The sequence below is a fragment of the Deltaproteobacteria bacterium RIFCSPHIGHO2_02_FULL_44_16 genome, assembly GCA_001798185.1.
GTDB lineage: Bacteria > UBA10199 > UBA10199 > 2-02-FULL-44-16 > 2-02-FULL-44-16 > 2-02-FULL-44-16.
Genome location: MGRM01000026.1, coordinates 23,694 through 48,121 on the forward strand (window position 1 = coordinate 23,694; position 24,428 = coordinate 48,121).

A 24,428-nucleotide genomic window follows, 5' to 3' on the forward strand; every position below is an offset into this window, starting at 1 on the left:
GAAGATCAGCGTAAAAAGTCATACATCCCCTCTTCATCTATTCATGAAGGAATGAGAAGAGAAAAGCAAGGGAGGATCATTCACTGGAGGGTGAACCAATATACTGCCATCTCAGATTTCTCCAGATGAAGATAATTTGATGCGCTGCTTTATTGAATTCAGCTTGAGTCCAGTCTTGACCAAGATTTACTTTCCATCGCTGTCCCTTGATTTCAATCTCATAACCATTCAGAAAATCATGTTTTAGTTTTTCAAAATCCAGTGAGCTTGAGACGACCGAAAGAAAAATTTTTACCTTGTTAGGTGGCCGCCGCACTCTACTCCGACGTTGACCACGCTGTTCATCCCAGTCGGGCATTTCCATATGAACCTTGTAGGCACATCCAACACCACCAGTACAAGCTGTTGTCGTTCCTCCGCTTGCACCAAATTGAAGTGAATAGACCTTCTGATCGCGACCATCTAACAAATCGGAACTGATGTAACGAAACGTTTCTAAAAAAGACGAAGGAACTGGAATCGTAAGATCGAATTTGCTTTCGAGGGCCACATTCACAATACGAAATGTGCGATGGAGAGTAGTAGTCGGATTGGTTGGTTCTCCATAAACGATCTGAGAAGCCCCTTTTGCTTCAATCCAAATTTCATGCGTAAATTCACCGCATGTATAGAAAATTTCTGAGTGGAATGTCCTGGGAACTGGGCCCCCGCCAAAGTTATATCGATTCTCGCCAATTTCTTCTACACTCCAGGGTAAATAAGGTAATTGCGCGGCCGCTTGACAATCGGGATTGCTATTGTTGAGAAACCTATTTTCTGTGCGTATGGAAAAGGTATGCGGTCCAACCAAATTTTGAACCGAAAAATCTTCTTCATATTTGCTGTAAAGTGGCAGATAAATCAAAACATCATTTCGCCGCTCTCCAAACCCTTGAGCGCTGTTTGTTGGAACTTTTGATACACGCACACGATAGGATTTTTGTCCTATGACATTCCCACCGATATCAAGCACACGAACTGGAATGGAAAGTTCATTCTCATAATAAGCTTCTTTCACACGAAGATAGAGAATTTTCTTGAATTCGCGATCCGGAAAAAGCGAACTTTGGAACGATAATTTTTCATGAGTATCAGGTTGAGCGGTTACGAATGACGCTCCACTATAATAAGATATTTCTTCGACTCGTTTTTCCAATGCGCTTCCTAATTGGGAAATATCATAATCATATTCGACAGTGTAATCAGAACGGTGACCAATCACTTCTATTTTTAAAATCTGTTTCTCATCAAGCATAAAAAGTTCTTCCGTTGCGACAATCGGTTTCTCCGATGAACGAAGTGAAGTGCTCGTGAAATCAATAAGGTCTCCATCTGTTGGACCTGACTGCAATAAGGCTCCAATACGTGATGTCTGCATGATCGTCACGTTCGGTTGAAATTTATTTTGACGTGGCTCGGAAACACTTTGATGATAATGTGCGTAACCTTTATAAATTTTAATTTCAGCAGTTTCTGAAACTGTTAGCTCAAAAGTCTTTGAGACTTTGACACCTCGACTGTCTGTCACCATCACATCTACTTTTGAAAACTTTCCAACATTGAGCGCTTTTCCTTTCAAGAGAACATAACCATCCTGATCACAGGTGAGCTGTCTTGATGGATCCTGCAGACATGAAGCTCTAGTCGACGCTTGATCTTCGAAAAAGAGTCCCGCTGGCGCATTGAAAAGATCCCATGCATAAGGCGCAACACCACCCACCACACTTAACGTTTGAGGTTGTTCTACATTAAACACTTGTGCTGAAAGTGGACTTACAGTTCTGATTTCAAGATCTGCGACTGTTGTTCCTCCACCCCCGCCATTTCCTGCACCACCGTTACCACTGCCTCCACCACTACTACCACCAGATCTACTTCCTCCACCCCCGCCACCACGAGCTATGCGATCGCGAATTTGTTCTTCACTTTCTTCATTTCCATTATTCCCTGTGACGTTTTCATCGCTCTCAAAAACAGTGACCGTCCCACCTTGAGAAGGATCATCCTTCACACGAACCGCTGCAGGGTCAGATGAATTGCCACATCCCACAAAAAGAAAACTTATAAAAAAAAGCGCTCTTACTTTCCGATGTATCGCCACTGAATATTCTCCCAGGTAATCTTATAGCCTTCATAGCCTTTGGATCTTGACACTTTTTCAGCCTTGCTCCAGTTGCGATCTAGAGACACAGCCCATGTTGAACCTTTTATTTCAACAGGAGACCCTGTCAGAAAAAATTTCAATGCGTTTTCTGTCGTTATTCCAGCTTGAGATGCGAATTCAATTGTTACTTTTGTAGGTGGACGACGAAGTGTTGCTCGTTTTCTATCATATTCCACATCGACATCGGGAATGAGCACAGTAGCCAGTTCTGCACAAGAATCTTCTACATTTCCTGCCACTTGTGGACAATCATTTGAGAAGGTCATTAAATCACGAGTCCTGGCATAAACTGCCTCACCATATGAATCCAGTAAATAAACTTTTAAGCCACGATTAACTTCACCTGGAAGAGGTATCGTCGCTATAAAATTTTGTTCTAAGGCGACATTACTGACGTGCACGAGGCGATTGAAGAGATAAGATGAAAACGCATGATTACTGATGCTCTTTGGTTGTGGACAAGAATCTTTAGCTTCGATCCAAACCGATTCATAAAAATCGCCACAGAGGGAAATACGATTCATTGTTTCCGGTGTCGATAAGGAATCTGTTCGGTAATGTGTAGCACCATAGAAGAGATAACTGTCATTTCCGTTGGAAATAATGGACCAGCTCCTATTGATCATTTCTTTAGCAAGCGCGGCACAAACCGGATCGTCATTTCTAAATCTAAAATCTTTGTAAGAAATAGAAAATGTATACGGCTTTATCCCACCTCGAATCATAAGCCCTTCTTCATATCCAGCAAGCAGAGGCAAATGAATATCATTCAATTGAGTAAAAGATTCGACAGAAAAAGGCGGCGCTGAAACGCAGGGATCGACTCCTCTCACTGTGAATGTGTCTTCTTTGATATTGCCCAAAGAATCACGAACACGTATGGGAATTGTCAGGTTCTTTTCATAATGGTGATGCTTCACACGCAAATAGAGAGAACTTGTAGTACTAGAAGAAACTGGAGAAGCATCCCCTACTGAAACTTTGGTACCGTCTGACTTCGCTGTATAAACAATAGGAGCTTGTGGTACAGAAATTGCTTGAACTCGCTTTTCATGTGCGTTTCCCCATTGCGAGGAATCATCATCAAACTCCCATACATATCCAGTTCCATGTCCAACAATTTCAATTTTTAAAATTTCATCCTTTGCAAGAGATATAGTACCTGACGATATGATTGCACTTGGTGCTTCATCATATCGATCAGGGGTGGATGTGAACGCAATTAAATCTCCTTTTTTGGCTTTCGGTTGCAACAAAGCACTTAAATCTCCTTTTTTGGCTTTCGGTTGCTGCAAGAGAGAAAAAAGTCCTCTTGAGTTCAGAGTCTTTTGAACAACGGAGCCATTTGAGGGATTGACGTCCTGATCTTCTGAATCTTCTCCTTGATAATGACCATAACCTTTATAAATTTTAATTTCAGGAGTTTCTGAAACGATTAATTCAAAAGTTTTTGATACTTTCACTCCTCGACTGTCCGTTACGATCACATCGATCTTCGAAAACTTTCCGACATTAAGAGGTTTCCCTTTCAAGAGAACATAGCCATCTTGATCACATGCTAATTGTCCTGATGGATCCTGAGAACATGATGGAGCACTTCCTGAACGTTGATCTTCCAAAAAAAGCCCTGAAGGTGAGTTGAGCATATCCCACGCATAAGGAGGAACACCACCTGTGACCTTTAATGTTTGAGGTTGTTCAACATTATAAGAAAGTCCTGAAAGAGGACTCGATGTTTGGATCTCAAGTGGCGCAACTGGACCACTTCCGATTTCATTTTGACACGCGCTGCTGCAGCCATCACCGCTTACTGTACCACCATCATCACACTGTTCTCCAGTTTCAGTGCGCTGATTCCCGCATATCGATCCGCTTCCACCTTGTTCCCTATCACGACCAAGTCGATCGCGTAATTCATCTTCACTTTCTCTCTCTCCTGTTACATCTTCATCTGTTTCAAAAACCGTGACCGTTCCACCTTGAGAAGGATCATCCTTCACACGAACCGCGGCAGGGTTAGATGAATTGCCACAAGAAACGAACATCATAAGACAAAGAAGAAATAAAAAACGTCGCATTGAAACTCCTTGAGATATTTCTTCGCCCTTTGAGAGTTAAGAAAAGCAACTTTTATGCCATAAAAGATCGTTATAACTCTATGAATTTTATAGTTCTTTTTTGGTGTTGCGGACTGGCCCTGGGGGATCAGGTCACCGAAAACACCTTGAAAGGAGAGAAAAGAGACCACAGAGAACGAAGACAAACTTGTCGATCTTTGAGCCAAATTGTTTCATAATGATGAAACTTAAAGGCTGTCATCGCGAGCCCGAAGGGCGTGGCGATCTCATTTTTGTCATCCCCGAATGTTGTTATCGGGGATCCAGGACTGGATTCCCGCTTTCGCGGGAATGACTCATTGGGATTGCTTCGTCGTTGATGCTGCTCGCAATGACACATTTTAAAATTTTCCAAGGAGATTTCATGAATATGAGAAGAAGCATTCTTTGGATACTTGTTACATTTCTTTCTGCCTGCGCTGGTTCCTCTTCTCCGGTTTCTCCACCACCTTCCCCCTTTCCTCCTTTACCCGCGGTAACTTCGACTTGCGGTAACAGTCTCATTGAAAGTCCAGAACAATGCGATGATGGAAATCAAATCAATACTGATGAATGTCTACCATCGTGTCTCTTACCAACATGTGGCGACGGATTTGTAAGAGCAAATCAGGAAGAGTGCGATGATGGGAATACAACCGATACTGATACGTGTAACAATCTATGCCGACTCAATCCAGCAAATGGAAATAACAATGTAACGAATAATAATACGACGAACAATAATTCAAATAATAATCAAACAACACAAGCTGTGTGCGGTAATAATATTCTTGAAGGAAGTGAAGCTTGTGATGATGGTGGTACTGTCAACGGAGATGGCTGTAGTAGCGCATGCAATTTGGAACAAGTCAGTGGTGACAACTCAACGCTGTCGATTCCTCTTATTGTCAATGATGCGAATAATACAGTAAGTCGCGATCCAGTTCTGACTTCATTTTTAATTCCTCTCAGTCGAGGAGCAAATATTTTCACCACCAACAATTTAGCCGTACGAAATATTCAAGGGGCTCTTCTTCCTGCACAATTTGAAATCTTGAGTCGCTGGGGCGCATATAATGATACACAAGCACCGATACGATTTGCTTATGCCTTCGTGCGTTCAACCCCTCCAGTCGGTGGTCAAACCACATGGCGCGTGACGAATGAAACACCAGCGCCAACACGATCTCCAGGAATTGTGACGCAAGATACAAACGGGCAATGGATTATCACTACAGGCCCTGCTCGATTTACGATCAGTCATCAGCGAAATGCTCGTAATTATTTTGAAGGTCTTTCTCGTGTTGAACTTCAAAATGGAGGAACGTTTCAGACCGTGAGTCAAATCACCGGAAGCGGAACCGCCGGTTTTTTGATGCAACACAATGGCAACAAATCAACCGAGTTTAATGCACCGTGGTATTTGGAAATGGAACGGAGTGGTCCTGAAGTGGTGACGATTGCAGCACGGGGTTACTATGTGAATGCTGCAGGTCAAGGGGATGCCAATGGAGATGGACAGATTGATATTGGCTACACCGTGCGACTCCATTTTTATGCAGGTTCCTCAGCCGTTAAAATTGACCACACGTATTATCATTTCGATGTCAATAACTCGAATGCTGATGGCGCTTCAAACACAACAGTCGTTGATCGTTCATGGATGCGCATTCCGATCAGTGCTCTTCCAAGTCAAGCGCTTGTTCGAGCTGAAACAAGTCGTTTGGTCAATGTCACAACTCCAGTTCGTGTGGAACAACTCAAACGAGTTCCTCTGGATGCAACGCTTCCATCAAACCCCGATGCAGGAAGCGCTGTAACGGTGACCACTCGCTACGCTCTTGAAACAAATGGCAGCACGGCGGTAGTCCCTGGCCGAGGAGCTCCGCGTCCATTTCTGGCTGTGGTAACACCACAATATTATGCGATGGGAACAATTGCTCGCATGGCAGTTCGTGAACCTCAAGGCTTACGATATAATCCTACGGCACGAGCATTGGAACTCGATTTCACCTCTTCACGAATGCAAATCGGCGGAGCGCGAGGTATTTGGTCAACTGCGGTTGTCGATTTTGGTCTCACACGAAATAATTTAGAAGCCCGTGCAGATCAAATCCAACTCCATGCTGAAGCGCCACTTCTTGCGACACCAAATCCGAACTACGTCAATGCAACACAGACGATCGGTCCTTATGCCACAAATATTCAAACTCCGTATGCTCGATTTTTTCCTCTCTTGGATTTTATCCATCGTAATACAAATACAAATCTTCAAATCACGGGAAATACTGGATTACAAACGTGGCCAGACCTTCCCATTACTTCATGTAACGCGAACGGAAACTGTCGTCAGCCCACTGATCCTGAACAAATGTTTGAAGGGGGACATAATAATTATTGGAATTGGTCGAAACCTGGCTTTGATGAATTCTTCCGCACAGGCCGAAATAATTTCGTTTACGATTTCTCGCTTGGTGAAGCGATTTCATTTGTCGAAACATTTGATATTCGCACCGATCATTTTCTTGATGGACGCCAAGGACGAAACGAAGCCTCAACCGTCAGAGGTGTTGCACCTTGTTACGATTCTTCGCGCGCTTTTGGAGATCCGTATCGGGAAGGCTTAGGTCATCGCATCAACTGCCCAGCAAGCTATGAATATAATAAAACGTTTAAGCTCGCCTATCTTGCAACTGCAGATCGTCGATTTGTCGATTTCTTTGAAGAGGCGGGCGTCACCGCCATCAATCGATTTGGACTTCCGCCGGTTGACAGACCAGATCAATATCACAAACTGCAATTCAATCGTTTTAGCGAACAACGACTTGAAAATATTGCCAATGGCGCTGAGTTTTCTCGTAGCACCGTCGATAGTCCCTATTTGCTGAACACTCTTCGACAATATGTCGATTTCATGTTGCCTCGCGCTCTTATCGATGGACATTCCTGTAATGCGCCAGATCCAAATGTAAACGCTCCTGATCAGCGAGGATATAATTCGGTGCTTGCTGGAACTGGAGCGGGACAATGTGGATCAGCACAGGGCTGGATGATGCCGACGCCGATTGAGTGGACCCTTCGTGTCTCGCGTCTTTTAAATCATGTCCCTCTTCAGAATTGGATCATTCGACATGCACAGCGAGCAGCCGAAAATCATACCGTCCTTGGAACAAATGGACTCCCCGATTACTCACAGCGACAAGCTTCGGTTCCAGGAAACAATAATCGTAATGGTTGGCGCACTGTCTATAATTGCTCAACAACAACGACGGGAATTGGAACGTGCACAAAGTTTACCGATCCTGCTTTTGAAAATAGCGGATATTTTTACGATGATGGTCTGATGGCGTTTCTCAATGTTTTTGGATTTATTCTCGCAGCGGATCCGAGCGATCCCAATCGCATTTGCCAATGGCTTCCAACAACCTACGCACAACATCTGAATGGACTAGCTGGAACGCAAGATGTTCAAGGAAACTTCGCCGGGAGTACCGATTTTGCCGGAGGAGTGAACGGTTATGTTTGGGGAAAACCATCTGGTCAATCTTTTGGCATGGCCGCTGAAGCCGTTGGAGCGCTCACTGCGTACTGTCCTTAAAAAAACGTATGCAGATGAATCGTGTGTTTTCGATCAGGTCCAACTGAGAGAAGTTTGATCGGAAGACGAAGCTGTTGTTCGATATAGCTCACATAATATTGCGCTGCGCCCGGAAGCGCTTCGAGATGATCGGCTTGAGAAATATCTTCATTCCATCCTTCGAGTTCTTCATAAACAGGTTCGCATTGTAAAAGTTCTTTTTCAGATACCGGAAAACGATCAAGTTTTTTCCCCTTCAGTTGATACGCAACACAGAGCTTGAGTGTTTTCATCCCCGAAAGGACATCGAGTTTTGTGAGTGCAAGAGACGTCAACCCATTCACACGACATGCATGCTGCAACAAAGGGACATCAAACCAACCACATCGTCGAGGTCGTCCAGTCGTGGCCCCAAACTCACTTCCCTGCTTTTGAAGCCACTCACCCTTCTCATCCGTGAGTTCAGTAGGAAAAGGACCATTTCCGACTCGTGTAGTATACGCCTTCGTCACCCCCAAGACCTCGTTAATACTGGTAGGACCGATACCAGCGCCTGTACAAGCTCCGCCTGCGACTGTATTCGATGACGTGACATAGGGATAGGTTCCATGATCCACATCGAGCGCTGTCCCTTGCGCTCCTTCAAAAAGAACTTTTTTCTGTGCTGCGAGCGCTTGATGAAGTGGAAGAATTGCATCTCGAATAAAGGGCCGCAATTTCTCTCGCCAGAAAGCGCCCAGCTCAAGAAGAGTTTTTAATGAGAACTCTTCTTCTCCAAGAGCTTCGAGCATACGGTTTTTTTCCGGAAGAACTCTTTGCAATTGTTCTTCAAAATCGTTTTCATGAAGAAGATCGTACATTCGTATTCCAAGACGCGCGACTTTGTCTTCATACGTAGGACCAATCCCTCGCATCGTCGTCCCAATCGCTTTATCTCCCTGTTTTTTCTCGCGGAGTTTTTCGATACCACGATGATACGGAAGCACGAGATGTGCCTGTTCGCTGACAATCAGTCGTGTCAGATCATTCAAATATCCTTTGGATTGCATGAGTTCGATTTCTTGAATGAGGACTTCAGGATCAACGACGACACCATTTCCGATAATACAGAGGCAGGCGATATGAAGAATACCCGAAGGAAGGAGATGAAGAACGGTCTTTTCTCCATTGACGACAAGTGTATGCCCAGCGTTCGCTCCACCTTGATAACGCACCACAAGATCAGCTTGAGGCGTGAGAAGATCGACAACTTTCCCTTTGCCTTCATCTCCCCACTGAGCTCCGATAACAACGAGGACAGACATGAACATTCCTTTCATTACGAATTTGTCATTCCCGCATGCTGTAAGCGGGAATCTCATGAGATCCCCGATAACAACCTTCGGGGATGACTAAAGAATATAACGACTTAAATCTCGATCGCGAACAATCTCCGCCAATTGTTTATTGACGTAATCACGATCAATAAAAATATCTTTTTCAGTTCGTTCTGGCGCACTAAATGAAATTTCTTCTAAAAGTTTTTCCATAATGGTGTGAAGACGACGTGCACCGATATCTTCTGTCTGAGTATTGACCTCAGCTGCCACTTCACACAAGAGAGAAAGCGCTCCTTCGGCAAATTGAAGGTTCAACTTTTCTGTTCCCATGAGAGCACAATATTGTTTTGTCAGTGAATTTTCGGGTTCTTTGAGAATGCGTAAAAAATCTTCTTTGGTAAGAGATTTCAGCTCCACTCGAATGGGAAAACGTCCTTGAAGTTCGGGAATCATGTCGGATGGTTTCGATGCATGAAAAGCGCCTGCTGCAATAAAAAGAATATGGTCGGTATTCACCATTCCATATTTTGTCGTCACCGTAGAGCCTTCGACAATCGGAAGAATATCGCGCTGCACTCCTTCGCGAGAAACATCGGGACCGTGACGAGACTCCCCTTTACCACTTACAATTTTGTCGATCTCATCTAAAAACACGATTCCATTTTGTTCAACACGATCGACGGCATCGGCAATGACATCATCCATATCAATGAGCCGAGCAGCTTCTTCTTGCGTGAGAAACTCAAGCGCTTCCGAGACTTTTACTTTTCGACGTTTCTTTCCTTGAGGCATCATATTCGAAAACATGTCGCGTAAATTGGCATTCATCTCTTCAATACTCGTCGCAGCAACGACTTCAATTGACGGCATCGGTCCGCCTTTCGAGGTCGATTCGAGTTCCACCGTTCGTTCACCCAATTTTCCGTGACGAAGCATGTCGCGTAATTGTTCTCTGGTTTTGAGATGACTCGTCTCTTGTTCCTTTATTTCTCCTTCTTCGGTAAACGAAAGTGTCGATTGAGGCAGGAGAAGATCGAGCAGCCGTTCTTCAGCAAGCTCCTGCGCTTTCACCTGAACTCCTTCTTGCGCTTCATCTCGAACCATTTTCACCGAAATATCGGTCAACTCGCGAATAATAGATTCGACATCTTTTCCGACATAACCGACTTCGGTAAACTTCGAAGCTTCCACTTTAATAAAAGGAGCACGCGCAAGTTTCGCAAGTCGCCGTGCAATTTCTGTTTTTCCAACGCCTGTAGGTCCGATCATAATAATATTTTTCGGTGCAATTTCATTTCGGAGACTTTCATCGACCTGTTGACGTCGCCATCGATTACGAAGCGCAATCGCCACAGCTCGTTTTGCCTCTTTTTGTCCGATAATAAAACGATCCAGCTCCGAAACAATTTCGCGTGGAGTCATATTGGTATTTTTTGAAGTGATTTCTTTCATGAAATTTCCTCAAGAGTAATTTTATCGTTGGTATAAATACAAATATTGGAGGTGATCATCATCGCCTCATGCGCAATTTCTCGCGAGCTGAGTTTGGTATGCTGAAGGAGCGCGCGTCCCGCCGCAAGCGCATAAGGCCCGCCAGACCCTACAGCCGTAATATCATCATCTGGCTCCAAGACATCCCCATTTCCAGAAATCGTAAATGTTTTATCTCGGTCAGCCACAATCATCATGGCCTCAAGTTTGCGCAAGACTCGATCGGTTCTCCAATCCTTCGCAAGTTCAACTGCAGCGCGAGTGAGATTTCCACGATGTTCATCAAGTTTTGCTTCAAAACGTTCAAAGAGCGTAAAAGCATCTGCGCTCGAACCTGCGAACCCTGCTAATACTTTTCCCGAAAGCATGGTGCGAACTTTTTTAGCACCGTGCTTAATGACGGTTGATCCGAAACTGACCTGACCATCGCCTGCCATCGCAACATGATTTTGTCGTCGGACACATACAATTGTGGTCGCGTGAAACATTTTTTACCTCGACTATTGACAATGGACCACTGACCATTGACCAGGTTGAATAAAAAAGTCCATAGTCCATCGTCAATGGTCCATGGTCACCATTACGCTTTCGGGTGGGACTTATCATATACTTCGATCATCTGATCAATACCAACATGCGTATATTTTTGTGTGGTGGAGAGACTCGAGTGTCCCAAGAGTTCTTGAATCCCACGCATATCTGCGCCAGCTCCGAGCAAATGGGTTGCAAAGGTGTGACGCAACACATGAGGCGTCACCGATTTTTGAATTCCACTTCTTTTCAAATATTTGAAAAGCATTCTTTCCACACTTCGAACCGAAAGTCTTCCTCCTTGTCGATTTAAAAAAACAGCCTTGAAATCACGATCGCTCGTAAATGCAGATCGCTTTTCAAAATAGAGGTGAAGAGCGTCAGCTGCTTTTTGGCCAACGGGAACAATTCGTTCTTTTTTCCCTTTTCCTAAAACACGAAGACTTCTTTCCGAAAGATCGATATTAGCAATATTTAATCCCACTAATTCACTCACGCGAATCCCTGAAGAATAAAAGAGCTCCAGAATCGCACGATCACGAGATCCCATGGGTGTCAGATTGTCAGGGACATCTAACAAAAGCATCATTTCATCGACAGTTAAAAATTTTGGAATTCTTTTGGGAATGCGTGGCGTGGCTACTTCTTTTGCCGGATTTTCCTGCATCCAACCACGACGTTGGCAATAGCGAAAAAAAGTTCGAAGAGTCGCGAGTTTTCGCGCCACCGACGACGCTTGTTTCTCTTTTAAAAGATCGGCCAAATACTGACGGACCGTATCGACATGGATATCGGCAATCTTCTCTTTTCCTTGAGTTTTTAAAAAAGCAAAAAATTGCTGCACATCGGCCAGATAGTTTTTATGCGTATGCTCCGAGAGCTGACGTTCATCTTTTATATATGAAGAAAAGGCGAGAAGAACTTCGGAAAGAGAGGGAAGCTTTGAACTCATAAAATGGTGCTAGCCTTTAAAAGAAAGAAGTGCAACGAGTTTATCGTCGCATAATATTGCGAGGCAGGAACATGAGGAAGAGAGCTAAAAGGTATAAAAAATAAGGAGAAATTGACTTTTGAACTCCCTCTGAAAGGCTGCAAGAAGGTCCGCCCACTCCCTCTCGAACCCAGTTTGGGAGCACGGGAACTTCATCTACGTGTTCGTTATCTGCAGGAGCAAGATTGCCTCCTCCTCCGCCACCTCCAAAGTTTCCTGCTCCCGTGGTCTTCGTGGAGCATGAGAGAGCTTGAGGATCAAAAACGTCCGGAATGCCATTCTCATTCTGATCATTCTCCCCCTCTTCTTTGTCAGAGCAACCGTCATGATCAGAATCATCATCGCGTGCATTGGGAATCGTATCACAATCAATATCATCAACTGAGGTAGGCCGCAGACAATTTCCACTTCCGACAATTTTTTTGATGTCAAAATCGGGAAATCCATCGCGATCAAAATCACCATTATTTTCGATTCCATCCTCAAGACCATCGGCATCGCTATCGAGGTGAGAGGGATCCGATTCATCACGAGCGACCCAGCCGTTTCCATCACGATCTTCTTCGCCATCGGATAAACCGTCTCCATCAGAATCAGTATTCAGCGGATCCATCTCCTTGGGCCTCGCGTAATTTGTGCCACCCGGAGCAAGACCATGACATCCTGATTCTCCTTTTGGAGAGATGATCTGAAGCTCTACTCCATCAGACAGGCCATCTTCATCTGAATCGCATTGCTCAGGAGAGGTTCCCCTGCGGATTTCTTCAGCATCTTCCACGCCATCACCATCTGTATCTTTTTTCTCTTCGCTCTGCGCTACTTCATCGTCATTGATGGCATCACCTTCTGTGACAGCGTGAGATACACCCTTCGAAAGAAGAATAAAAAAGAAAATAAAACCGCATAGCAAACTAAAAGGAATTTTTCGTTTCATATTTCTTTTCACCTCCCCAACATGAATTTACCAATAACTGACAGTCAGTTATTGGTATCTCCAAAATGCTTATAGTTCTCTATCGGCTTCAATCAAAAAAAGTTGTCTTCTTTAGGTTTTCTGCAAAAATCGATAAACTTCTTTACGGTGGGCTATAAGGAGGATGTCAAGTTTTCGCTTTTTTTGAACGTGAATACAAAAAAGAATTCTATGCATTTGGATTTTTAGTCAGCAGAAAAGAGAAAATGATAAATATAAATCTTTCCGGTATTATTGTCAGCGGATGCTCCCGTATAATAATAAGGATCTGAAATAATAATGTCATTAAACCCATCGCCGTTAATATCCCCTTCATTTCGAGAAGCGGATGCTCCATAGGCGTAAGACTGATCTCCCTCAGGAGGAACAAGTTTGAGATCCGCATACAAAGGAGATTCAAATTTAGACCATTTTCCCGACAATTCAGACGCGCCTAATATGATGAAGGTTTGATTATATCGTTGAAAATCATATCGATGGTTCGTCGGAGATGCCCCTACCAAGAAATCATTATATCCATCATGATTGAGATCTCCAATCGAGGAAAACCACGCTCCAAACATAGGTGTCGTAAGCAAGAGTGGATTATAAATTGTAGATCTAGAATAATCGTTTGCTGGGGTAGCTGATCCGAAGAAAAACTGTAGAGAAGGGCTAAACGCCCAAACATCTTGGAGTGATGGCGCCCCACCAATAAGAATGTCATCCATCTGGTCTCTATTGACATCATTTACAAGAGCGATTCGATGTCCCCCTAGAAAAGAGGTATTCCCAGGAGTAATTATTCCAGTATGCGGTATATTTTTACCCAAAATGAGCCTTACACATTGGTTGTATCCGCCACAGGAAACCAGGAGATCATCCCGGCCATCACCGTCAACGTCCTTCCCTGAAGAAAGGTCACTTCCAAAAAGAGTTGCACCCGCTACACCCTGTATATGAACGTCGGCCCGAGAGATATTTATGTTGCGTGACCAAGTAGAAGAATTCTTTCCGTAAAAAATGTAGACTTTTCCTCTTTTAGAACTCGCAGTAGAGGAATCTCTCCATCCAATTGCTGAGAGAGCAATATCCTCGATGTGGTCAGCATCAAAGTCTCCTACAGCGATGTCGAACCCTAAAAGCCCGTATTCTTGCTCTCCAATCCATGAGACAAAGCGACGCGGGCCACCAGTCAGTGGTCTTCTGAGCACTTCATTTATGGGCAACGAACTCAAGTCCCTACCAAACACCAGATAAACCTTTCCTACCACTGGCTCATTAGGTGCACTATAGCCAGGTTCGCTAATGAGAATTTCGTCCAACCCATCTCCATTGAGATCTTTGACAGGAAGAACCTTCCACCCGAAATAAGTATCTACATCTTCTGCTACCCAAGAAGCATGTTGAATTTGTGTAATGTTTGTATTCAGGCCATAAGATGCCCGGTTTCCAGGAATCAAATAGACTTTCCCTTTATCGTGAGTGGGTATTCTATCTCGGGGAGGTAAATCAATGAATCCCTTCGTTCTCAAATCTTTATCTATTCCCCTCGGAGCTCCCACTAATATTTCATCAAAACCATCTCTATTAAGATCTTGGATGATAGCGATGGAAGTTCCAAATGCAGTATTATTTTCGCCAACAATGGAACTTGCTGGTGTAATATTATTGTGAAAGAAGACTGTCATATCCTCGCCACAAGGTTTTTGATTGGTCAAGGCGTTGTCATAAACACGTAGCCGTATGAAGAGTCTCTGTTGAAGAGTACTGGAAAGAGAGTATAAGGCTTGCTGCCTAACGGCAGTATTATTTCTGGTCAAAAGTTGCCAACTTTCGCCGTCCACACTACTTTCGAGGGTGTAGTAAGCGAACCGTTGACCAGATGCCGTACCTCGTATCTCAGTCGGTGAAGATATGAAATTAAGTGAGCCGAAAAAAGGAACTTCAATCCGAGCTTCACAGCGAGACTGAGATGTTAGTGCCCGATAAGCATTAAGTCTCCCCCAGCCACTTCCCTTGTCCCACCCAACACTCAAGATATCATCGGCATTCATTCTGATTTTTTGGCGTACATTCTCTACAGTCAAAGTTGGATCAGCGGCAAGAAGAAGCCCGACAACCCCTGTAACATGTGGTGTTGCCATGCTGGTGCCGTCAGATTCAATATAATCATGACGAAAACCAAGGTGTCTATTGGACGCTTTCAGCGAGAGAATTGAGGTACCTGGAGCCACTACATCTAACCCCATGCCAATATTCGAAAAATATGTAATTTGATCTTCTGACGTTGATGCCCCTACGGTAATACCCATCTTAAAATGGGCAGGTTCAAACTGGCTTAGTTCTATTCTACCCGTATTGCCCGCTGCTGTTACAACTATTGTCCCCAACGAATTTGCATAAAGCAAGGCATCTCTCATCATCTGCGACGGTTGTTCACCGACAAGGCTTAGGTTGAGAATATCTGCACCGCGATTCACGGCACCTGCGATCCCATTTACAATTGTATCAAGAGGACATTCCATCTCTTCGCCGCATACCTTGATTGCCATCAGACGTGCATGCCACAGCACTCCGGCTATCCCGATTTTATTATTGGTGTGTGCCGCAATTGTACCAGCTATATGAGTTCCGTGCCCCAACTTATTATCATCAAAAGGATCGTTGTCATCATTGAAAAAATCATATCCGACAAGACCAGGCATTGATGGATTTGGATTTTGCCACATGTGTGCCCGTATGTCTGGATGAGTATAATCAATACCGCTATCGACGACAGCGATTGTGAGAGTGTGCCAATTTCCTTGGGAGATTTGCCATGCATTTTCCACATCGATTTTGCGAAGGCCCCATAGATTTCCTGATCTATACAAAGGGTCATCTGGAACAACCGTAGTTTGACTTAAATAGAGATAGTGATTTGTGGAAACTGCTTCGATATTCTTGCTCAATTTAAGTTGTGAGATTAGGTTGGAAAGGGAGATATCTTTATCTCGCAGTGTAATTTTGAAATAACGGTGCAAGTTGGGAATTTCCTGAGTATAAGCTCGAGAGGCGCGAAGATTATAAGATCGGCGCATTTCTTCGAAATGCTGCACCATTTCCTCTCGCGTAGCTCCGAAGCTATCAAAGACTTTTTCCACTTTGGTAAAAGGGTTCTCTTTCATGAAATTTGAAAAAATGGAATCCACTATTTTTTGTGATAAAATTTCTTCTCCTCGATCATGCACAAATTTTATAAGAATCTCCCCCGGAACATAGGCATTGTCCACAGCAGGGATACTACGGTAACTGTTGCTCTCCTTAGCTTGTTCTATGTTTGTAGATCTGCCAGGAAAATTGTTGTTAGTTTTATTGCTCGCGTTGGAACTGCCTCTTGCAGTCGGAACATCTGGTTGAAAAGATTTTCCGGTGAGTTGCGACGTCAATTTTTCTGTAACTGTTTGAAAGGCTGAATTCCCACTTTGCGCTTCGTCGCAGAAAGTGAAGAAAAAGATGAGAATGACTAACAGTAAACTCAGGTAACTCATAAACCTCCTTTTATCAAAAATCGATAAACTTCTTTACGGTGGGCTATAAGGAGGATCATAATTTTTCGTTCATTTCTCTTCACATAATAAACAAGGCGATAATCACCTAAACGATAACGATAGAGATCTGTGTACCCCACAAGTCTTTTCGCAGCCACAGCGAAAGGGTCTCGCCGAATATTTTCAAATACCAACGTAAGTCGATCTCGAATCTCTTTTGGCAACCGCTTCAGATCCTTAAAAAAAGAGGGCTTAAAAAGAAGTTCGTAAGGAAGAGGCGTCATGTTTTAAGACGTCCAACCGCTTTTTTATATTCAGCAAATGAATGCTCACCTGGCTCTGACAATCGTTTTAGCGCCATCTGCACTAAAGCCTCTTCTTCATTGAATTCATCGATTTTTTCTTTGAGAGCATCTTCAACAAGACGACTAATGGTAAGTCCACGCTTTTCACAAAGCTTATCGACTCGATTTTTGAGTGATGTGGAAATTTGAGTTGCCAATGCCGTTTTTCCCATAAATACCTCATTTCTAGTAATTTCAAGTAAATACTATTATTTTTAAGGCAAAAGATCAACGAAGAAATATATTGTGACATTTTAAAAAATTCCGTATGAAGGAGGGATGTCAACGTCCAAAATGCAGACCGCATTTCTCGTGTTTTTTGCCGCTCTCACTCTTCTTTTTCTGGCTCTTTTATGGCCCTTTGCAAAACCGGCTTTTTTGGCATTAACGCTCACCATCGTTTTTGCTCCTTTATACCGTTTTATTCTCCACAAATGTCGATTGCATCGGTATCTGGCGTCGGTTCTGACCACTCTCATCATTGCCGCCTGCGTTCTCATTCCATTGATTGTCCTGGGAACTGTTCTTGTGACGCATGTGGGAAGTTTTCTTCAAAACATCTCATATCAACTCGCGCAGGGTTCTTTTTCTGATGTTTTTCAACCGATCCTTCAAACCCTTTCTCAATGGATCGAACGTTTAACCGGCACAGCCCCATTTCGGGTCGATTTAGAACAGGAAATCTTCAAGGTCCTTCAAGGTTTGGGAAAAAGTATTTACAATTTTTCGCCTCGTGTTTTGCTGACAACCTTTTCAATCATCTTTAATTTTTTTCTGATACTGCTCTTTCTGGTCGTCTTCTTCGCAGAAGGCGTTCAACTTCATAAATGGCTGATGGAAGCATCCCCTCTCTCTTCTCTCCATCTTGAAAAAATGCTGACGGAGATGCGTCTCACGATTACCACCTCGCTTACTGCTTCTCTTCTCATTGCCGTGGTTCAAGGTTCTCTTTTGGGATTAGGGTTTTGGATTGTCGGATTTAATCATCCTTATAGTTGGTGGCCTATCGCCATTATTCTTTCGGTCATCCCCATCATCGGAGCTGTCTCGTGCTATATCACCGCTTCGTTGATTCTTTTAGCAACCGGTCAAACCGAGTGGTCCATTGCTTTTTTTGTGTATGGCGTCGCGATTGTCTCAAGTGTCGATAACATCATTCGTCCCTTTCTCGTTCGAGGAACGACCCGTATTCATCCTGTCTTACTCTTTGTCACGTTGATTGGGGCCGCGAAACTTTTTGGACCGATAGGAATTATCGTAGGACCTGTCTTACTCTCTATTTTTCTTGCTGCTGTTCGTATTTACCGACTCGAATTTGCAGCCGAACGATCTTATTGATTTACCGTTTTTTACTCCGCACTTTATCTTTTTGCAGATGTTGTAGTACGAACAGTCGCACGTAATCGCACTTGCTCTTCGAGATGATGAAAAACATTATGAAAAGATGCATTCGCTGGAAGGGTTCGAATCCATTGACCCTCCGGTGTATCAAGCAATTGTTGGTATAAAAGAATATCATCTTCTGTCCATGCTTTTGCAGCATCTCTTCTTCTTGTCTCTTCAATCTGAAAATCGGAAAGCACCCCATTCGATTCATTAAAATGCGCATAAAATTGATCGTGCGCCTTTTGTTCTGCAGGATCAGAGATTAAGTCAGAAAAAAATCCTTTTAAAAGTGCTTCGTTTGGTATTGCTAAGAATAATACTTTAATCTCTTTCAGTTTTTCCGCTCTTTTTTGAGTTCTATTGAACGCGATGAGTTTCCCAAAGTTGGGCACAACATCATCGAATTTATCCACACTATATTCAACGGTTTCAACGAAGTGCTGTGCATCAGCTTGCGATAAACTTTTTGCGCGATCGCGTTTTTTGAATTCATGAAGAACACACCTCTGTGCTTCATTGAGCCATGCTGATTCTTTCCCAAAATCTTGAAGATAATTCTTAAACCATGAAGGAAGATGACGCCCTTGCGTATCAGGATGACACTCAAACACTTTTTTTTCGCAGTGATACCAGGTTTTCACATCAACATGATGAGGCATCGAAAGTCCATTCTGTCGCTTTGGCCAAAGAGTAGCTGCAATCTCGATTAAATCAGAGTTTGATACTCGCTCCATCTGTTCGGGTAGCAATCGAGACGAGTTAAAATTCGCCAACAAAAAAGGGTCGATTTTTCTTGTTCTCTGGGAAGAAGAAAATCTGGAAATATATTCGAATGCCAATGCAAAGGCTTCTTTTATTTCCATTATGTTTTCATTTTCGAACGCAGGCAGATCATGTAAACTCGAAATGGTTCCATCTTCAAAAGAATCACGCTTGCGTAAATGTTCACCAAAATAAGATGGATATACGTCTAAAAGAGCCCCTAATTCTGGTTCTGTAAAATCTTTATTGCCATCGTGAAGATGGCGAAGATTCTGGTTCTTGTACAATTTTCTTAAGCCATTTTCAGCAACAACATTATGAACTCTTTTCCCAGCAATTGTAAAATGAGCCATAAAAACATCTCCATTGATAGAATATATTATTCATCAGATTGTTCTGCTTTTGTCTTCTTAAACCCACATTCTTTTTGAGGACATGCAAGACTGACACTGGAAGTTTTCTTGGAATACTTTTCAATCAGATGGGGATGACCACATTCCGGACATTTTTCTGCAATCGGTTTATCCCAAATCGCATACGTGCATTTCGGATATTGATTACAACTATAGAAAATTTTTCCCCGTTTTGAACGACGTTGCACAAGCTCTCCACCATCATTATTGGGACACGGTACTCCTGTCCCAATGGAACGTGTGGTTTTACATTCCGGATATTTCGAACACGCTAGAAATTCTCCGAAGCGTCCACGCTTAAGCACCATGGGACTTCCACATTTATCGCAGATCGCATCGGTCTTCTCTTGCTCACGAATTTCAACTTTTCCTTCATCCGTTCGCTTAAACTCCTTCGTCGTTCGACATTCAGGATAGCCAGAACACGCGAGGAACTGCCCATGTCGACCCCACTTGATGACCATCGGCTTTCCACATTTTTCACACGTATGTTCAGTTGGAATTGATTCGCGTTTCACGTCTCTCATGTTTGCCTTTGCTGTTTTTAACTTCGTTTCAAACGTTCCATAAAATTGTTTTAAAGTTGTAACCCAATTTCGTTTTCCTTCTTCAACTTCATCGAGTTCTTCTTCCATTTGCGCTGTAAATCCGACATCAAAAATACGAGGAAAACTCGCGACCAAAAGTTCTGTAATCAGCTTTCCCAGTTCTGTAGGCGAAAATTTATTTTGATCTTTCAGGACATATTCTTTTTCCTGAATCACACTCATAATGCTGGCATAAGTCGATGGACGTCCAATTCCGAGCTCTTCCAAAGCCTTTACAAGTGAGGCTTCCGTATAACGAGGAGGCGGCTGTGTGAAATGTTGATTCGGTTCGATCTCCATCAGCTTTAATGTTTCTCCTTCTTTAAGATCTGGAAGTGAAGTATTCTCCTCTTCATCTTTTTCTTTGCCGTCATCTTCCCCTTCCATATACACTGAAATAAATCCCGGAATACGAAGGACTTGGCCTGATGCGCGAAGAAGAAAACGTTTTCCAGCTTGAATATCAAACGACGTTTGATCAAAAACAGCAGGAATCATCTGGGACGCCACAAATCGTTTCCAAATGAGATCATAGAGACGAAGCATATCTTTTTCTAAAAAGGCTTCGACCTGTTCTGGGGTATATTTCATCGATGTCGGACGAACAGCTTCGTGCGCATCTTGCGCCCCCTTTTTGCTCTTATAAACATTCGGCTCTTCCGGAAGAGAATCTTTTCCATAACGCTCCACAATAAAATCGCGAACGTCGGCAAGTGCAGAATCCGCAACTCGTATGGAGTCAGTACGCATATAGGTAATCAGACCGACAAGACCTTCATCGCCGAGTTCAACACCTTCATAGAGACGTTGTGCGAGCATCATCGTCTTTTTTGCTGAAAAGCCGAGTTTGCGCGCCGCTTCTTGCTGAAGTTTACTCGTAATAAACGGAGGTGTCGGATGACGTTTGCGTTCTTTTTTGGTAATTGTTTGTAGGAGAAATGTTTCGCGTTTTAAGGACTCAACAATTTTGGTGGAGTCTTCAGCAGTAGAAAGATCGATCTCTTTCCCATCGATTTTAAAAAGTTTCGCTTCAAATGCAGGTTCTTTGCTTCCCAAAAATTTTGCAATGATGGACCAGTATTCTTTTGAAACAAAAGCTGCGATCTCAGCTTCACGTTCACACACAATGCGCACCGCCACTGATTGAACGCGGCCAGCTGAAAGACCACGTCGTACTTTATCCCACAAAATCGGACTGATCTGATAACCGACAAGACGATCGAGAATACGACGCGCTTGTTGCGCTTCAAAGAGATGTTGATTTAAATCACCAGGGCTTTTGATCGCATCTTTAATCGCGTGGGAGGTAATTTCGTTAAAACGAGCGCGATAAATTTTGGGGCCTTTTTTCTTCCCCAATTTTTTATGGATCTCTTCCGCAATATGCCAGGCAATGGCTTCGCCTTCTCGATCAGGGTCAGGAGCAAGATAGACATGCGAAACTTTTTCTGCTGCGTCCGTAATTTCTTTTAAAACCTTATTTTTCCCGCGAATAGGGGTATAGGTCGGCGCAAAGTCATTCTCGATATCGACACCGAGTTCTTTTTGCGGAAGATCCATAATATGACCAACCGAGGCCAAAACTTTATAGCCTGCACCTAAATATTTCTTAATGGTTTTAGCCTTTGCCGGCGACTCAACAATGACAAGTGCGTTTGCCATACGATTCCTTTCTCATACGAAAGTGCGGTGTCATTCTGAACGTTAGCGAAGAATCTCGAGTGATCACAGGAGATCCTTCGTTTCACTCAGGATGACACCACCTCAAATCTCTTTCCAGGAAGTTCTCGAATCTTTCCATTCAAAATCATTTCACTTAAATATTCTCCTGCTTGCGATGGAGAAAGTTGATGTTGTGTCACATAATCCTCTAACGAAAAGCTCTTTGCCTTAACAGGGAGCTTTAAAGAATGTCCAGCCTTTTTCGTTTCACTCGTATGCTGAGGTGTCAGTTGTGTCGTCACATGTTCAAGAATATCGTCAGCAGTTTCTGCAAAAAGAGCTCCCTCTTTGAGGAGTCGATTATTTCCTGACGTGAAAACATTTCGTGGAGTTCCGGGAAGAGCAAAGACAAGTCTCCCTTGATCGAGTGCATATTGTGCCGTAATCAAACTTCCACTTTTTGCAGCGGCCTCTACAATAATCGTTGCCACACAAAGACCGCTGATAATTCGATTGCGCTGTGGAAAATGATGCGCTTTTGCGCTCGTGCTCCGAGGAAATTCGGTGAGCAGAAGTCCCGCCGCAGCAATTTCATGTGCCAGCGTTGAGTGTTCGACAGGATAAGGTCGATCAATTCCTGTCCCCCAGACTGCAATTGTTTTTCCTTTTGCAGAAAGCGCGCCTCGATGAACCACAGCATCGATACCGTAGGCCATACCACTCACAATCACAAAACCGAGAGATGCAAGATCCACAGCAAGTTCGTACGCAACGCGTAAACCATGAGCTGATGCTTTTCGCGAACCGACAAGAGCAATGGCCGGTTGCTGAAGCAATGAGAGTTCGCCTTGAGCAAAAAGCAAAAGAGGAGGATCGAAAATTTCTTTCACGAGTGAGGGATACAGATCGTTCTCTTGCGTGAGAACATGTACTCCTTGTTGGGCATACCACTTCTCTTCTTCTTCGCATTGCTCCCACTTCTGAAAAGTTGAAAATTCTTTCCAGAGTTGTTCTTTTTCTCCAAAGAGTGGGCGCATAATCTCATGCGAAGTCTCAAAGCAAACATGAGCAGAACCGAAGTATCGTATGAGATCGGCTGCAAATTTTGGTGTCGTTCCAAAGAGATGTTGAAATGCCAGACGCGCAAGACGTTCGCGCTTGGAGAGATGCATACAAAACTCCTTTTTCTGGCGCAGCATGAAGGTTAAGGTTGAGTTGAATCTTTATCGACTCGCTCTTTTAATTCCTTTCCAACTTTAAAGAAAGGGAGTCGTTTCGGTTTGACTTCAATCGACGCTCCTGTTCGAGGATTTCTCCCCTTATAGGAGGCATAATTTTTTACCATGAAACTCCCGAGGCCACGTATTTCGATACGCCCACCTTTGACAAGGGTATCGGTCATAAAGTCAAAAATGAGGTTCACCACATCCTCAGCCTGCTTCTTGGGAAGCTTTGCTTTTTCTGAAATCTTTTCGATGAGTTCTGATTTATTCATACATCACCTCCGTAATTATCTGATATTGTTCGCAATTTTAGCACCTTCGGGAAGAACCTGTCAATTTTGTTCTTTTTGCTTTTAAAATCAATCTGTTAGAGAAATGGGCTCAAAAAGGGAGGAAAAAGACCTAAGTAATTAAAAATAAAGGGATTATCGTTGATCTTTATAAATTGCCATAAGAACGCGATCATTCTTTTCAGGGTAGGACCATGCCCGATTAAAATCCTTTTTACTGGCACGATGGTAAGGCTTTCCAGGAAGACCTGGATCGTGAAGGATCACCTCCTCCTCAGTCACGTCACAGATCACTATATAATGTCCCGTGTATCCTTGATGACCGTATAAACTTGCAGGGTTAATATGGCAAATCACGACGAAGCCATCCTTTAAAAGATGTTCAATATCACTGAGGGAAGGAGCCCGGACTTCGAGGGGAGCAATGTCAGCAAACGCTTTTGCATATTTGATTTCAGCTTTCACATCACTTTTTTCAATCTGCGCTCTCCCCACTTCTTCGCCGAGTCTGCGAAGAAGATAGGCTTCGCCTTCGTTTGCAAATGCATGATAATCAAATTTTCCAATGAGCTTCAGTGTGTACCCTTGTTTCAGTAACCAAAGAAATCCTGCCGTTGGCCAGGTCCACTTTCCCGGTTGTTGATCCGTGATCTTATCGAGCTCCGCATAGGAATATTCACGTGAAGGTTCAAACACCGCAAGCGCCATTTTTAATGCCGCTTGCCAGCAATGAATACCATCTTCGGTGTTTGGGTAGAAAGGGATGTTCATTTTCAATTTTCAATTTTTAATTTTAAGAATCGCTGCCCATGCAGCCAATGCACTAATAACAGAAGCAACAGTAGAAATAACAGCAATTAGCCACAATGATGATTCTCGCTTTGATCTAGCTGCTTCATGAACTCGACGCACTAATTCTTCTTCTGGAGCATCATTTTTATATGTCCCACTTAAAGCAAGACTGCATCCTAACTTTTTTGCACCTAACTCTCTGACAGGTAAGCCACTGGTTTGACCAGTGAGACTTTCAAGGTTTGACAGTTGGATTCAGTATGACAGAGCCTCCGA

17 protein-coding genes are annotated in these 24,428 nt (G+C 43.4%); 2 read left to right on the forward strand and 15 right to left on the reverse strand.

Features of this window, described 5'->3' with window-relative positions:
• Nucleotides 1-76: 76 nt before the first annotated feature.
• On the reverse strand, nucleotides 77-2,140 hold the full coding sequence (locus A3C46_00205) for a hypothetical protein (GenBank protein ID OGQ21651.1): 2,064 nt from the start codon (nucleotides 2,138-2,140) through the stop codon (nucleotides 77-79).
• Nucleotides 2,119-4,281 carry a hypothetical protein gene (locus tag A3C46_00210; protein OGQ21652.1) on the reverse strand — a complete coding sequence of 721 codons (2,163 nt, stop codon included), beginning with the start codon at nucleotides 4,279-4,281 and terminating at the stop codon, nucleotides 2,119-2,121. Before A3C46_00210 ends, A3C46_00205 begins: the two co-directional genes overlap by 22 nt.
• A 403-nt stretch (nucleotides 4,282-4,684) precedes the next feature.
• On the opposite strand from A3C46_00210, the gene A3C46_00215 reads away from it, so the two are divergent.
• Nucleotides 4,685-7,897 (forward strand): hypothetical protein, encoded by a 3,213-nt coding sequence (locus tag A3C46_00215; GenBank protein OGQ21653.1) that lies wholly within the window; start codon nucleotides 4,685-4,687, stop codon nucleotides 7,895-7,897.
• Here the strand turns inward: A3C46_00215 and A3C46_00220 are convergent.
• From A3C46_00220 to A3C46_00255, 8 genes are all read right to left on the reverse strand, one after another.
• On the reverse strand, nucleotides 7,894-9,180 hold the full coding sequence (locus tag A3C46_00220; protein ID OGQ21654.1) for an adenylosuccinate synthase: 1,287 nt from the start codon (nucleotides 9,178-9,180) through the stop codon (nucleotides 7,894-7,896). The genes A3C46_00215 and A3C46_00220 overlap by 4 nt on opposite strands.
• Before the next feature lie 87 nt (nucleotides 9,181-9,267).
• Entirely contained in the window at nucleotides 9,268-10,647 is a 1,380-nt protein-coding gene (locus tag A3C46_00225; protein ID OGQ21655.1) for an HslU--HslV peptidase ATPase subunit, read from the reverse strand.
• Entirely contained in the window at nucleotides 10,644-11,174 is a 531-nt protein-coding gene (locus tag A3C46_00230) for an HslU--HslV peptidase proteolytic subunit (protein OGQ21656.1), read from the reverse strand. Before A3C46_00230 ends, A3C46_00225 begins: the two co-directional genes overlap by 4 nt.
• A 92-nt stretch (nucleotides 11,175-11,266) precedes the next feature.
• A complete protein-coding gene (locus A3C46_00235) occupies nucleotides 11,267-12,169 on the reverse strand; it encodes a tyrosine recombinase XerC (protein ID OGQ21657.1) in 903 nt (300 codons plus the stop codon).
• A gap of 40 nt (nucleotides 12,170-12,209) precedes the next feature.
• Nucleotides 12,210-13,142, reverse strand: a complete 933-nt coding sequence (locus tag A3C46_00240) for a hypothetical protein (protein OGQ21658.1) — start codon at nucleotides 13,140-13,142, stop codon at nucleotides 12,210-12,212.
• A 224-nt stretch (nucleotides 13,143-13,366) separates the two neighbouring features.
• On the reverse strand, nucleotides 13,367-16,693 hold the full coding sequence (locus A3C46_00245; protein OGQ21659.1) for a hypothetical protein: 3,327 nt from the start codon (nucleotides 16,691-16,693) through the stop codon (nucleotides 13,367-13,369).
• Complete coding sequence (locus tag A3C46_00250) at nucleotides 16,690-16,977, reverse strand: hypothetical protein (GenBank protein OGQ21660.1); 288 nt, start codon at nucleotides 16,975-16,977, stop codon at nucleotides 16,690-16,692. The genes A3C46_00245 and A3C46_00250 overlap by 4 nt, the downstream gene beginning before the upstream one ends.
• The gene (locus A3C46_00255) at nucleotides 16,974-17,210 is read right to left on the reverse strand and encodes a hypothetical protein (GenBank protein OGQ21661.1); all 237 of its coding nucleotides are present in this window, start codon (nucleotides 17,208-17,210) and stop codon (nucleotides 16,974-16,976) included. The genes A3C46_00250 and A3C46_00255 overlap by 4 nt, the downstream gene beginning before the upstream one ends.
• Before the next feature lie 121 nt (nucleotides 17,211-17,331).
• Between A3C46_00255 and A3C46_00260 the strand changes: the two genes are divergently transcribed.
• The gene (locus tag A3C46_00260; protein OGQ21662.1) at nucleotides 17,332-18,375 is read left to right on the forward strand and encodes a hypothetical protein; all 1,044 of its coding nucleotides are present in this window, start codon (nucleotides 17,332-17,334) and stop codon (nucleotides 18,373-18,375) included.
• Between the two features lie 23 nt (nucleotides 18,376-18,398).
• Here the strand turns inward: A3C46_00260 and A3C46_00265 are convergent, their stop codons facing one another.
• The 5 genes from A3C46_00265 to A3C46_00285 all read right to left on the reverse strand — a co-directional run bounded on the left by A3C46_00265 (nucleotide 18,399) and on the right by A3C46_00285 (nucleotide 24,131).
• On the reverse strand, nucleotides 18,399-19,538 hold the full coding sequence (locus A3C46_00265) for a hypothetical protein (GenBank protein ID OGQ21663.1): 1,140 nt from the start codon (nucleotides 19,536-19,538) through the stop codon (nucleotides 18,399-18,401).
• Between the two features lie 26 nt (nucleotides 19,539-19,564).
• Nucleotides 19,565-21,847 carry a DNA topoisomerase I gene (locus A3C46_00270; protein ID OGQ21664.1) on the reverse strand — a complete coding sequence of 761 codons (2,283 nt, stop codon included), beginning with the start codon at nucleotides 21,845-21,847 and terminating at the stop codon, nucleotides 19,565-19,567.
• A gap of 86 nt (nucleotides 21,848-21,933) precedes the next feature.
• Complete coding sequence (locus A3C46_00275) at nucleotides 21,934-23,019, reverse strand: DNA protecting protein DprA (GenBank protein OGQ21665.1); 1,086 nt, start codon at nucleotides 23,017-23,019, stop codon at nucleotides 21,934-21,936.
• A gap of 32 nt (nucleotides 23,020-23,051) precedes the next feature.
• Nucleotides 23,052-23,342 carry an integration host factor subunit beta gene (locus tag A3C46_00280; protein ID OGQ21666.1) on the reverse strand — a complete coding sequence of 97 codons (291 nt, stop codon included), beginning with the start codon at nucleotides 23,340-23,342 and terminating at the stop codon, nucleotides 23,052-23,054.
• Between the two features lie 153 nt (nucleotides 23,343-23,495).
• The gene (locus A3C46_00285; protein ID OGQ21667.1) at nucleotides 23,496-24,131 is read right to left on the reverse strand and encodes a hypothetical protein; all 636 of its coding nucleotides are present in this window, start codon (nucleotides 24,129-24,131) and stop codon (nucleotides 23,496-23,498) included.
• Between the last annotated feature and the right edge of the window lie 297 nt (nucleotides 24,132-24,428).